The sequence below is a fragment of the uncultured Microbacterium sp. genome, assembly GCF_963524805.1.
Classification (GTDB): domain Bacteria; phylum Actinomycetota; class Actinomycetes; order Actinomycetales; family Microbacteriaceae; genus Microbacterium.
Map to the genome: position 1 here is coordinate 57,392 of NZ_CAURGG010000004.1, position 13,051 is coordinate 70,442.

Consider the following 13,051-nt stretch of genomic DNA (forward strand, 5'->3'; position numbering starts at 1 on the left):
CGCCCGGCTCTCAGGCACGCGCGGCCTCTCGCAGCGCGTCCCCCGCGGTCGCTCGGCGCAGCGTCAGCCCGCGCGGCGATTCGACGAATCCGGCATCCCGCAGCGCCCGCCCGACCGCGGTGCCGTAGACGAACTCCCCGTTCACCTGCTCGACCGTGAGGGTGGCCAGATGGCGTGACCGGGCGGTCGCGGCGAGGTCGGTCGCGGCGGCGGCGAGCACTGCCTCGTCGTCGGTGAAGGCGAGCGCTGACTTGCCGCCCCTCTCGAGATACAGCGCCAGCGAGCCGTCGACGATCGCGACGAGCCCGCCCGCCTTGCGACCGGGGCGATGCGTGACCCCCTCCAGTGCCGGCCACGCCAGCGCGGCGCCGTAGGGATTGGCCGGGTCGGTCGCGGCGAGGGTATGCGTGCGCAGCGGTGGGGGGTCGGCGAGACCGGCGAACTCCCGCAGCCGGTCGACGGTGGCCGAGGCGGCGAACTGGGCGGCGCCCAGCTTCTCGATCACATAGCCCCGGCGGCAGTGGCCGGCCTGCTCGAACCCGGCGAGCACGCGGTAGGCCTGGGCGAAGCCGCCCGGAAGGCCCTCGGCCTGCACGGACCCGCGGGTCACCACTCCATACCGATCGAGCAGCAGACTCGCCGCCGCGGTGGCGCGCAGGGTCGCTTCGCCCTCGGGTTCGGCCAGGAGCGACCAGCGTCCGCCGATCGCCGGCGGACGCGGCGGTGCACTCGTGCGTGGAATCGACGCCCCCCGGTACATGCGCGCGCGGGGTGCCTTCCGGGCGCTGCGGTGCGCCTGCGAACCGCCCCCGAGCAGCATCCGCACCGGCGCGAACGTATCGTTCGTGACGCGGCCCGCCCAGGTCAGGCTCCAAAGCGCTTCGATGACCGAGGCTTCGTTCTCGGCATCCGTCAGCTGCCGCAGCTGCGCGGCGAAGTAGGCGCCGCCGGTGCCGAGCGCGCCGACGATGCGCTCTTCGAGAGACCCGGAGACGAGGTCGCCCTCAGGGGGCAGGAGAGTGAGCGGGGCGGCATCGGCAGGATGCAGGGCGATCCACCCGTCGCGCCCGGGGAGTGCGCCGTGCCCCGACCAGATGACCTCGCCGGTCGCCGTGAGCTCGTCGAGCATCGCCGGGCTGTAGTCGCGCACGCGCGCAGGGAGCACGAGCGATTCCCAGGCGCTCGCCGGGATGGGCACGCCCGCCAGCTGCTCGATGACCGCGGCGACCCCGTCGATGCCTTCCAGCGGTCGTGCGATGTGCTGCCAGACCGGCAGGAACCGCGCGAACGCCTCAGGTGAGACCGGCTCGACGCTGCCGCGGATGGCGGCGAGCGAGCGCATGCGCAGGCGCCGCAGCACCTCGGAGTCGCACCATTCCGTCTCATCCGTCGTGCTGCTGGAGGCCGGCAGGAAGAAGCCGCTCGACAGCCGCCCCTGGGCCTCGAGCCGCTGCAGCGTGAGCCGCGCGACGGCGACCCCGACGCCCAGCCGCTCGGCCACGGCGGTGCTCGTGAACGGTCCGTGCGTCCGGGCGTAGCGGGCCACCAGATCGCCGAGCGGATCGGCGAGCGGCTCGAGGAACGCGTTCGGGATGCCGACCGGCAACGCTGCGCCGAGCGCATCGCGCAGCCGCCCCGCGTCTTCGATGGCCGCCACCCGCGAGACGCCGCCGATCGTGACGGGGATGGCCCGGCGTGCGTCGATGAGCGCGTCCAGATGCTCTCGGGCGAGCGCGGCTTCGGCAGCTTCGAGCCGCGCCGCCACCTCGTCCGCATCGAGGGGACCGAGCATGCGCAGCAGGTCGGCGACGCCCTCCACGCCTCGGGCACGGCGGTCGGGATCGAGCCGCTGCGCCTCGCGCTCGAACTGCGCCATGATCTCGGGGTCGAGCAGCTCGCGCATCTCGACCTTGCCGAGCAGTTCGCTCAGCAGCGCCGGGTCGACCGACAGGGCGGCGGCGCGGCGTTCGGCAAGCGGCGAATCGCCCTCGTACATGAACGCGCCCACGTATCCGAACAGCAGGTCGCGGGCGAAGGGCGACGGCGTCGAGGTCGTCGTCTCTACCAGGCGGATGCTGCGATCCCCGATGCTGCGGGCGATGCGCAGCAGTGCCGGCACGTCGTAGACGTCCTGCAGCACCTCGCGCAGCGTCTCGAGGATGATCGGGAACGTCGGGTACCGCCGCGCGACCTCGAGCAGCTGGGCCGAACGCTGACGCTGCTGCCAGAGCGGGGAGCGGCGATTGGGGTTCATGCGCGGCATCAGCAGCGCGCGCGCCGCGCACTCGCGGAAGCGGGAGGCGAACAGCGCAGACCCGCCGACCTCGTCGATCACGATCTGCTCGAGCTCGTCCGGCTCGAAGACGAACAGCTCCGCTCCCGGCGGCTCGGCCGCGGCATCCGGAACGCGCGCGATGATGCCGTCGTCGCTCGCCACCGCCGACCCTTCGACGCCGAGACGTTCACGGATGCGGGCGTTGACCGCCAGGGCCCACGGCCCGTGCACCTTCATGCCGTACGGGGAATGCAGGATGACGCGCCAGTCGCCGACCTCGTCACGGCTGCGTTCGACGGTGAGCGACTTGTCGGTGGGCAGGGACCCGGTCGCCTCGCGCTGCTCGGCCAGATACGCCAGCAGGTTCACCGACGCGTTCTCGTCGAGACGCGCTTCACGCAGTCGGGCGCGGGCCTTCTCCGGGGTCGCGGAAGACACCTCCCGCGAGAACTTTCCGAGAGCCTCACCGAGCTCGGCCGGCCTGCCGAGGCCGTCGCCGTGCCAGAAGGGCAGCTTGCCGGGCTGTCCGTAGGCGGGCAGCACGTTCACGCGATCGTGCGTGATCCCGACGATGCGCCAGCTGGTCGTGCCGAGGGTGAACACATCGTTGATGCGGGACTCGTAGACCATCTCCTCGTCGAGCTCGCCGACGCGCGCGTTCTGCGACTCTCCCGCGATGAAGACGCCGAACAGACCCCGGTCGGGAATCGTGCCGCCGCTGGTCACGGCGATGCGCTGGGCGCCGGGTCGTCCGGTGAGCGTGCCCAGGTCGCGGTCCCACACCAGGCGCGGGCGCAGCTCCGCGAACTCGTCCGAGGGGAAGCGCCCCGCGAGCAGGTCGAGCGTCGCCTCGTACGCCGAGCGCGGCAAGGTGCGAAACGGGGCGCTGCGCTTGACGGTCTCGAACCAGCCCTCGACGTCGATCGGCCCCAGGGCGCACGCCGCGACGGTCTGCTGCGCGAGGATGTCCAGCGGATTCTGCGGCACCGCGATCGCCTCGATCTGACCGGCGAGCATCCGCTCGGTCACGATCGCGGTGTGCAGCACGTCGCCCCGGTGCTTGGGGAACAGCGCCGCGCGGCTCACCTCGCCGACCTGGTGGCCCGCGCGCCCGATCCGCTGCAGACCGGATGCCGCGCTCGCCGGCGCCTCGACCTGGATGACCAGATCCACAGCCCCCATGTCGATGCCGAGCTCGAGGCTGCTGGTGGCCACCACGCACCGCAGGGTGCCGGACTTCAGCTCCTCCTCCACCTGGGCGCGCTGCTCTTTGGACACCGAGCCGTGGTGGGCTTTCGCGAGCACGGGCTCGGCGCCGGCCGAGATCCCGGCCTGTGCCATCATCGCCGCCGGAACGGCAGCGTCCGGCAGGTCGAGCCCCAGCCGCTCCGCATAGATCTCGTTCAGTCGTCCGGTGAGCCGTTCGGCGAGCCGCCGCGAGTTGGAGAACACGATCGTCGATCGGTGCTGCAGGATGCGGTCGACGATGGCCTCTTCGACGTGCGGCCACAGCGACCCGGCCATCTCGGTCGGCTCAGGGGCGTTCTTGCCCCCGCCGTCGCCGAACCAGTCCTCGTCGATCGGGGCGTCGGCGGCGGCATCCGGGCGTGTGTTCTCGACCGCCGCACCCGCGGGCGGAGGCGGCGGGGGATTGAGCATGTCGTCGACCGGCACGACCACGGAGAGATCGAACGCCTTCGTCGAGGGCGGCGCCACGATCTCGACCGGTGCGGAGCCGCCGAGGAACCGGGCGACCTCGTCGATCGGCCGGACGGTCGCCGACAGGCCGATGCGCTGCGCAGGCTTCGCGTCGGGCCGGTCGGCCTGACGCAGAGCGTCGAGCCGCTCGAGGCTCACGGCCAGGTGCGCGCCGCGCTTGGTCGCCGCGACCGCGTGCACCTCATCGATGATGACCGTGTGCACGTCGCGCAGCGTCTCACCGGCCTGGCTCGTGAGCATGAGGTAGAGCGACTCGGGTGTCGTGATGAGGATGTCGGGCGGCGCGGTGACGAGCTTGCGCCGGTCCGATGAGGTGGTGTCCCCCGAGCGCACGCCGACGCTCACTCCCGGGACCGCGATCCCGAGACGGCGCGCCGACTGTCCGATGCCCACGAGCGGCGAGCGGAGATTGCGCTCGACGTCGACGCCGAGGGCCTTCAGGGGCGAGATGTACAGGACGCGGGTGCCGGTTCGCGCCGGCGAGACGGGGGTTCGGGGCGGAGCCCCATTGGGCGACGCCGATGCGGCTGATCGCTTCTTGCTCGATGCGGCCGCCGGGGCTGCGGCATCCTTCTCGTGGAAGATCCGGTCGATCGCCCAGAGGAACGCCGACAGCGTCTTGCCCGAACCGGTCGGCGCCACCACGAGCGCGTGCTTGCCGTGCGAGATCGCGTCCCAGGCACCCAGCTGCGCGGCGGTCGGCGCGGCGAAGGCACCGCGGAACCAGTCCTGCGTCGCAGGACCGAACCGCTCGAGCACATCACTCACCCATCCATCTTCCTCGCTGGGTGCGACATCCGGGCGATTCGGTCAGGGCGCGGAGGGCATCAGGATCCACAGCACGATGTAGATCCAGAGCGAGAGGCCGAAGAACACCGCCCCCGCGAGCATGAGGATGCGGACGGGGATCACGCTGCAGCCGAACCGATCCGCAAGCCCGCGGCATACTCCGGCGAGCAGGCGGCCATGGTGCGGGCGGACGAGTTGACCCATGCCGCCATCATCCCGCCCACGCGCCTCCGGCGCCAGGGCTTCGGCGCTCAGGCGGTGCACGGCTCGGTCGGCACGACCGTGACGGTGGACGGAAAAACGGGGTAGAGGGCCCGCGGCGTCAGGCTTCGTTCACGGTGCCGTCCGGCGACAGCTCGAGCGTGAGGTCGATGCCCAGCCGCGCGAGGAACGCGTCGTCGTGGCTGACGATCAGCACCGCGCCGCGGTAGGCGGCCAGTGCCTCGACCAGCCGGTCCACCGTGTCGAGGTCGAGGTTGTTGGTGGGCTCGTCGAGCACGAGAAGCTGCGGGGGCGGGTCGGCCAACAGCAGCCGCGCCAGCGCCACCCGGAACCGCTCGCCGCCGGACAGGGTCGCGACCGCCCGCCCCACGGCATCGCCTCGGATGAGGAATCGAGCCAGGCGGTTGCGCAGCTCGCGGTCGGGGACCGTGGATGCCGCCTCCCGCACGTTCTCGAGCACCGACGCGGTCTCGTCCAGGCCGTCCACGCGCTGCGGCAGGTAGCCGACGCGGTCGGTGTGCGACTCGCCCCATGCCGAATTCAGGCTGAACGCCGGGCTCCCGTCGGCGGGGGCCGGATCACCGGCGCTTGCACCCGCTGCTGCACCCGCCCAGCCTGAATTCGGCATGCCCGACCGTCGCACCAGTGCCTCGAGCAGGGTGGTCTTGCCCACCCCGTTGGGCCCGATGAGCGCCACGCGCTCGGGGCCCTGGATCGTCCAGGAGCGCCCGCGGTCGCCGATCATCGCGATGCGCCGCCCGGCCGGGACATCCGGATCGGGCAGATCGATGCGGATCGCGTCCTGATCGCGGACACGTCGCTCGGCGGCATCCAGCGCCGACCGCGCCGCCGACTCCCGGTCGTGCATCTGCGTGCGCATCTTGCCCGCCGACACCTCGGCGGCGCGCTTGCGTCCGCCGGCGACGATGCCGGGAACCCGCTTCTCGACCTGCGCCTTGTGCCCCATGGCCTTGCGCGTGGCGGTCTTCGTCTCGGCCTCGATCCGGTCCCGCTTCTCGCGCTTGACCAGCTGCGCCGCCGCGCGCTCGCCCTGCCGGGCGGCTGCCTGCTCGGCATCCAATCGCTCGCGCCAGCGGGAGTACGGCCCCCCGAACACCGACAGCTCGTTCTCGTACAGCTCGGCAGTGTCGTCCATGAGATCGAGCAGGGTCACGTCGTGGCTCACGACGATGAGCGCGCCGTGCCAGCCGCGCACGAGCTCCGCGAGCCGTCCGCGCGCCCCACGGTCGAGATTGTTGGTGGGCTCGTCCAGCAGCGTGACTCCTGCTCTTCGCAGCCGGATGCCGGCCACCGCGGCGAGCACCCCCTCACCGCCGGACAGCCCACCGACGCATCGGTCGAGCATCGCCGGCTGCAGCCCGGCTTCGGCCAGCGCCGCGTGCGCACGCGCTTCGATGTCCCAGTCGTCGCCGACCGTATCGAAGTGCACCGGGTCGGGGTCGCCGGACTCGATCGCGCGCAGCGCGTTCAGCTGCGCGGAGATGCCCAGCAGTTCGGCGACCGGGCGATCCACGTCGAGTGTCAGCCGCTGGGGCAGATAGGCCACGTCGGCGCTCGCCGAGAGCTGACCGGCCGACGGCGTCAGCTCACCGGCGATGAGCCGAAGAAGGGTGGACTTGCCGGAGCCGTTGCGGCCGACCAGTCCGGTGCGTCCGGCACCGAACGCGCCGGTGATGTCGCTGAGGGCGACGGAGCCGTCCGGCCACGCGAACGACACGCGATCGAGCAGAACCGTGCTGTGGGCAGAGGTGAGGGCGTGAGCAGGCATGAGGCCTCCTGGGTGTCAGTCCCCGATGACTCGGGGGTGCACTGACACCGGTCGCTCCGGCCCGGTCAGGGGTGGGGAGCGGTGCTCACGTCGGGAGCGGCGTGCGAAGGCAAGCCGGGGTCTGGGACGAAGCCCCAGTCGGTGAGCGACGGGTCAGCGCGCGGATGCGGGCGCGGAAGCGTCGATCGTCTTCACCGGATAATCCTCACGTGGGGGAACAGAAGTCAACAGAGTAGCGGATGCCGCGGCTCGCGTACAGGGCGGCGTCAGGCCTGCAGCTGCGCGAGCCGCTTCTCGAGGAACACGCGCACATCGTCCAGCTCCTCCTCCGAGACGCTGTGCGTCAGGCCCGGGTAGACCCGTCCGCTGAGCTCGACGTGCTCGGGCAGCCAGAGCGCGGTGTGCTCGACGAGGAACGGCGGGATGACGTCATCGCGCGTGCCTCGTCCCCAGAACACCGGCGGGCGGCCCGCCGCGAGCGCGGCGTCATCGGCCAGTTCTCCCGGGGTCACGTAGCCGCTGAGGTTCACCGCGAACGCGAAGCGCTCGGGGCGCAAGCGCAGCGCCTGCAGGGCGACGGCCGCCCCCTGCGAGAAGCCGAGCAGTCCGACCGGAGCCTCGGGCGCGACGAGATCGATCCACGCGATCACGAGGGCTGCGGCATCCGTCACGTGCTGCGGGTCTCTTCCGTCCAACCCTTCGATCGGATACCAGGAGAACCCCGGGGCGGGGAACGGCGGAGTGAGCGGGGCGCGCACGGCCGCGACCGCGAACTCGGGCGGCAGGTACGGCACCAGGCCGAACAGGTCGCGCTCGTCCGCGCCGTACCCGTGAAGCAACACGAGCAGCGGTCGGTCGCCGAGGTCGGCGGACCACAGCGCGGAGTCAGAGTCGAGGGCGGGGATCTCGGCCATGGCTCCCATCCTCCCAGCCCCTGCCGACGTCCCGCACCCGCGCGGTGCAGGAGTTATGCGCGCGTCGGCTGAGGTATACAGGAGACATGCCGGTCCGCACCCCTGACCCCGACCCGAACGATCGCGACGATGAGGGCGTGCCCCGCGACCCGCTCGGTGGCGCCGGATTCGGACCCGGGGGTCAGAACGGGCGCAGCGGTCGTGACGGCCGCCCCCTCGGCGACGGATCGTTCGGCTCTCCGACGCCGGACAGTGCGTCCAATCCGGGGTGGCTGTCGGAGATCGAGCTGGCCGAGATCCGCCGACGGATGCCGATCCTGTACGTCGAGGCGATCCCGGTGCGCACCGACGGCGTCGGTGCCGTGACCGAGGTCGGCATCCTCCTGCGTGCGACGCCGCTCGGCGAGATGACCCGCACGATCGTCAGCGGACGCGTGCGCTACGGCGAGACGGTGCGCGACGCACTCTTCCGCCACCTCGAGAACGACCTGGGCCCGATGGCCTTCCCGCTGCTGCCCCCGCAGCCGGTTCCCTTCACCGTGGCCGAGTACTTTCCGATGCCGGGCGTCTCCGCCTTCCACGACGACCGTCAGCACGCGGTCTCGCTCGCGTACGTCGTTCCCGTGACCGGCACGTGCCAGCCTCGCCAGGACGCGCTCGAGGTGACGTGGATGCCGCCTGCCGAAGCGGCCTCGGACGCGCTGTCGGATGAGATGGAGGGCGGCCGCGGCAGCCTCATCCGGCTCGCGCTGGCGAGCGTCGGCGCGCTGCGCTGAGTCGCCGAGACCAGCGACGGGCCTGCTGCTCGCTGAGTGTTGACTGAGTCCCGAGACGCCCTGGCCCCACCGGCGTAGCCTGGGCGTATGAGCCCTGCCCGCCGAGCCTCCCGACGCCGCGTCCTGACCTGGACCGCCGCGATCGGCGTGCCGGCGGTGGTGGGTGCAGCGATCCTCGTGCCCATGGCCGCGAGCGGTGCCGTCGACCTTCCCGACAAGACTCCGGCCGAGCTCATCGCATTCGCCGCCGCGAGCGAGGTCGACGCCCTCAGCGGCACGGTCGAGCAGACCTCCGACCTCGGGCTCCCCGACCTGGGAGCCCTCACCGGAGCGATGGGCGGATCCGACTCGGGTGACGCGCCGGCGGCGGCGGACATCGACGACCTGATCTCGCTCGTGACCGGCTCTCACACCGCGAAGGTCTACCTCGACGGTGAGAACGCGCGCGTGCAGATCCTGGATCGGCTCGGCGAACGCAACGTGTATGTCGACGGCGATGCGAACGAGGTCTGGTACGTCGACAGCGAGACGCAGACGGCCACGCAGCTGACCCTGCCTTCCGATGCCGAGCTCGAGCAGTCCGCCCCTCCAGCGCCGGACGCCGTGCCGACTCCCGACCAGATGCTCGATGAGGCACTGGCCGGACTCGACGAATCCACCGAGGTCACCGTCGGCAGCGACGCCAGCGTCGCCGGCCGCGACGTGTACGAGCTCATCCTCACCCCGCGCAGCGATGACACTCTCGTCGGGCAGGTCCGCTTCGCGATCGACGGGGAGAACGGCACCGCGCTGGCAGCATCCGTCACCGCACGCGGAGCATCCGAGCCGGCGTTCCAGACGGGCTTCACCCAGGTCGATTTCGCGGCCCCCGATCCCGCCGTCTTCGCCTTCACACCCGGCGACGGCATCACCGTCACCCAGCAGGACGTGCCGCTTCCCACGGAGCACGGTTCTGCGCAGACGGATGCCGCAGCCCCGGTCGTCTTCGGCGAGGGCTGGTCGGCCGTGATCGAGATGCCGAACTCCTCGCAGGCCGACGCCTTCGCGGGCCTCGATGCCGAGCAGCTCGCTCTCTTGGACAGCGTGACCACCGCGGTCGACGGGGGCCGCGTGCTGCAGACCGCGCTCGTCAGTGTGCTGATCACCGACGACGGCCGCGTGCTCGCGGGTGCGGTGCCGGCGGAGCGTCTGGTCGAAGCCGCGCAGTCCGGGCGCTGACGACGGTGCCGACCCCGATCGCCGGTCGCGGTGAGGACGGGGCGGATCTGGCCATCCAGACGTCGGGTCTGACGAAGCGGTTCGGTGCGCAGACGGCTGTCGACGCCGTCGACCTGGCCGTTCCGCGCGGGGCCGTCTTCGGCTTCCTGGGCCCGAACGGGTCGGGCAAGACCACCACGATCCGCATGCTCCTCGGACTGCTGCGTGCCAGCGCGGGAGAGGCGCGAGTCCTCGGCGCACCCATGCCGCAGTCGCTCGACGGCGTGCTCCCGCGCGTCGGTGCGCTGGTCGAGGGTCCGGCCTTCTCGCCGTTCCTCACCGGCGAGCAGAATCTGCGCCGCTTCGACGCGGCAGACCGCCACTCCCCGGCCCGCACGCGCGACGCGCGCGTCGCCACCGCGCTGGACCGGGTCGGACTCGGGCACGCGGCGAAGAAGAAGGCGCACGCCTACTCGCTCGGCATGAAGCAGCGCCTCGGTCTCGCGAATGCACTGCTGATGCCCCGGGACCTGCTCGTGCTCGATGAGCCCACCAACGGCCTCGACCCCCAGGGCACTCGCGAGGTCCGCGCACTGATCCGCTCGTTCGCGGCGGACGGCACGACCGTGTTCGTCTCGAGCCACCTGCTCGCCGAAGTGGAGCAGCTGTGCACCCACGTCGGGGTGATGAGCGGCGGGCGCCTGGTCGCTCAGGGGACGCTCGACGAGTTCCGCCGGGCCGGCGCTCGCCCGCGGGTGCAGGTGCGCACGCCCGACATCGACGTTGCTCGAGCCGTTCTGGCCGCGCTCGGCATCGAGCCGGACACGAGGGATGCCGCATCCGATCTCGACCTGGCCACGGGCACTCTGACCGACGGGACTGCACCGGAGGCCGTCGTGGCCGCACTCGTGGCGGACGGCGTCCGCGTGCGCGGCTTCGAGGTCGTGGGCGAGAGCCTGGAACAGCGCTTCGTGGAGCTCACGGGCGAGGGCTTCGATGTCGTCGCGTGACACCCCGACCGCCGCGAGCGGATCGGGAACGCTGCAGCTGCTCGGCAACGAGCTGTCGACGCAGTTCCGGCGCTGGCGCACGTGGGCCATGCTCGGCGCCCTGGCCCTCATCCCGATCCTCATCGGGATCGCGATCCGGCTCGTGGGCGGCTCGAGTCCGGGCCGGGGACCGGCGTTCCTCGACCAGATCACGAACAACGGGCTGTTCGTCGGCCTCGCGGCGATGACCGTGGCGATCCCGCTGTTCCTGCCGCTCACCGTCAGTGTCGCCGCCGGTGACGCGATCGCCGGGGAGGCCAGTCACGGCACGCTGCGCTACCTCCTGATCGCTCCGGCCGGGCGCGTGCGCCTCCTGGTCGTGAAGTACCTGGCGGCGGCGGCGTTCTGCGTGGTGGCAACGCTCACCGTGGTCGTGGTCGGCACGCTCGTGGGGCTGGTCCTGTTCCCCATCGGACCGGTGACGCTGCTCTCCGGCGACCAGGTCTCGATCGGCGAAGGTCTGCTGAGGCTGCTGGCGATCGCCGCGTACGTCGCGGTGTCGCTTCTCGGCCTCGCGGCGATCGGGCTGTTCTTCTCCACCCTCACCACCGTGCCGATCGGGGCCATGGCGGCGACGGCGATCCTGGCGGTGACGGCGCAGATCGTGGGCGCGATCCCGCAGCTCGACGCGCTGCATCCCTACCTCTTCACCGACCGCTGGCTGGATTTCGCCGACCTGCTGCGCTCGCCGGTCGTGTGGGACTCCTTCGCCGGCAACGCGCTTGTGCAGGCGTGCTACATCGTCGTCTTCGGAGCCGCCGCGATCGCCCGATTCGTCACGAGAGACGTGCTCTCCTGATCGCGACGGCGCAGCCCGATGGGCCCGTTTCAGGCCCACAGGTCTGAGGGGTATCCTTCGGGTACCCGAAGCGCATTCCCGTGCGCACAGTACCCGGTGCCGGCGTCTCCCCGTCGCGTCTCCACACTCGCCGACCGCGTGCGTCGCGAGGAGGACCGCGGCGTGCCCGAGTCCGCCGCCGAGCGCCGCAGAGAGCACGCCTGAAGCGAGAGCCGCCATGTCAGAGAACACCACCCCGAACCGCTCCGACCGCGAAGACGCGACGCCGTTCGACCAGCTGATCGCGGCCGCCGGCTCGAGCTCGTCCGACGTCTCCTTCGCCACGGCGTTCCGCGGCTATGACAAGGACGAGGTGGATGCGGCCGTCGCGACGCTGAACGCGCGCGTGCGGGCGGAATCGCTCAAGGCAGCGCAGCTGTCCGATCGCGAGCACCGCGCCGGCGTGCAGAACCGCCGAGCCGAGGAGCGCATGCGGGCAGAGGTGGCCGCGGCGCAGGACGAAGCGCGCGAGACCACAGAGCGGCTCGCGGCCGAGCTGGCCACCGCTCAGGCGAAGGCGACGGATGCCGAGAACCGGCTGCGCGGACTCGGCGAAGAGCTCGCCGACTCCACCGACGGCACGCCCAGCCGCCACAAGTTCGAAGAGGTGCTGCGCGTCGCCGAGGAGCAGGCCGGCGTGCTGCTGCGCAACGCGACGGACCAGGGCGATCGGCTGCTCACCGCCGCCCGCGAGGAGATCGAGAACCGCCGCAGAGAGGCGCACGCCGAAGCGGAGGCGATCACCTCGCGCGCCCAGCACGACGCCCAGCAGGTGCACCTGCGCATCGAGACCGAGTTGACCGCACACGAGGCCCGCCTCGAGCGCGAAGCCGCGCACGCGGCGGAGAGAGTGAGCCAGGCCGAGCGCGAGGCGGCCGCGATCCGCACCGAGGCCGAGAAGGGTGCTGCGGCGCTGAGGTCGATGGTCGCCCGCGAGACCGAACAGGCCCGCGCCGACGCGGAGGATGCGGTGCGGGAGCTGCGCGTCCGTGCGCTGGAGTTCGAGGCATCCCTCACCCGCCGCCAGGACGACGCTCAGCAGGAGTTCCTCGTGCTGCACAACCAGGCGGTGGCCCACGCGGAGCGGATCACGCAGGACGCGAACGAGCAGGTGACAGCGTCGCTCGAGCACGCGCAGCGCGTGGCCGCCAAGGCGGAGGACTTCGAGCGGCTGATGCGGGCACAGGCCGCGCAGATCGAGGCGGACGCGAACGTGCGTGCCCACGAGCAGCTGGATCGCGCCCGGGTCAAGGCGCAGAAGATCATGGACATGGTCGGCACGCACTCCCAGTCGGTGCTGCGCGATGCCGAGGACCGCACGCGTCAGCTGCGCTGGCAGCAGCAGCAGCTCTCGAGCTTCATGGCCGAGGTCGGCGACATGATCCGTCCCGAGACGGCGTTCGATGCCTCCGAGGCCGAGGCCGAGGCCGAGGCCGAGGGCGAGGGCGTGGAATCGGACGAGCTCCAGCCCGTCGAGGGCTGA

9 protein-coding genes are annotated in these 13,051 nt (G+C 71.8%); 5 read left to right on the top strand and 4 right to left on the bottom strand.

Annotation, left to right across the window (positions count from 1 at the left end; genetic code table 11):
* Nucleotides 1–10: 10 nt before the first annotated feature.
* From RWQ91_RS10120 to RWQ91_RS10135, 4 genes are all read right to left on the bottom strand, one after another.
* Nucleotides 11–4,762, bottom strand: coding sequence for an ATP-dependent helicase (locus tag RWQ91_RS10120; RefSeq protein ID WP_314505619.1), 4,752 nt, complete (start codon nucleotides 4,760–4,762; stop codon nucleotides 11–13).
* Between the two features lie 42 nt (nucleotides 4,763–4,804).
* Nucleotides 4,805–4,987 (bottom strand): PspC domain-containing protein, encoded by a 183-nt coding sequence (locus tag RWQ91_RS10125; RefSeq protein WP_314505621.1) that lies wholly within the window; start codon nucleotides 4,985–4,987, stop codon nucleotides 4,805–4,807.
* Nucleotides 4,988–5,105: 118 nt separating this feature from the next.
* Nucleotides 5,106–6,794, bottom strand: a complete 1,689-nt coding sequence (locus tag RWQ91_RS10130; protein WP_314505624.1) for an ATP-binding cassette domain-containing protein — start codon at nucleotides 6,792–6,794, stop codon at nucleotides 5,106–5,108.
* Between the two features lie 266 nt (nucleotides 6,795–7,060).
* Complete coding sequence (locus tag RWQ91_RS10135; protein ID WP_314505627.1) at nucleotides 7,061–7,708, bottom strand: alpha/beta hydrolase-fold protein; 648 nt, start codon at nucleotides 7,706–7,708, stop codon at nucleotides 7,061–7,063.
* An 86-nt stretch (nucleotides 7,709–7,794) separates the two neighbouring features.
* Here RWQ91_RS10135 and RWQ91_RS10140 point away from each other — a divergent pair, with 86 nt between their 5' ends.
* The 5 genes from RWQ91_RS10140 to RWQ91_RS10160 all read left to right on the top strand — a co-directional run bounded on the left by RWQ91_RS10140 (nucleotide 7,795) and on the right by RWQ91_RS10160 (nucleotide 13,051).
* On the top strand, nucleotides 7,795–8,484 hold the full coding sequence (locus RWQ91_RS10140; protein ID WP_314505630.1) for an NUDIX hydrolase family protein: 690 nt from the start codon (nucleotides 7,795–7,797) through the stop codon (nucleotides 8,482–8,484).
* An 87-nt stretch (nucleotides 8,485–8,571) separates the two neighbouring features.
* Nucleotides 8,572–9,702 (top strand): DUF2092 domain-containing protein, encoded by a 1,131-nt coding sequence (locus RWQ91_RS10145; RefSeq protein ID WP_314505632.1) that lies wholly within the window; start codon nucleotides 8,572–8,574, stop codon nucleotides 9,700–9,702.
* A gap of 5 nt (nucleotides 9,703–9,707) precedes the next feature.
* Complete coding sequence (locus tag RWQ91_RS10150; RefSeq protein ID WP_314505635.1) at nucleotides 9,708–10,691, top strand: ABC transporter ATP-binding protein; 984 nt, start codon at nucleotides 9,708–9,710, stop codon at nucleotides 10,689–10,691.
* On the top strand, nucleotides 10,678–11,529 hold the full coding sequence (locus RWQ91_RS10155; protein ID WP_314505638.1) for an ABC transporter permease: 852 nt from the start codon (nucleotides 10,678–10,680) through the stop codon (nucleotides 11,527–11,529). The genes RWQ91_RS10150 and RWQ91_RS10155 overlap by 14 nt, the downstream gene beginning before the upstream one ends.
* Nucleotides 11,530–11,746: 217 nt before the next feature.
* Nucleotides 11,747–13,051, top strand: coding sequence for a DivIVA domain-containing protein (locus RWQ91_RS10160; protein WP_314505640.1), 1,305 nt, complete (start codon nucleotides 11,747–11,749; stop codon nucleotides 13,049–13,051).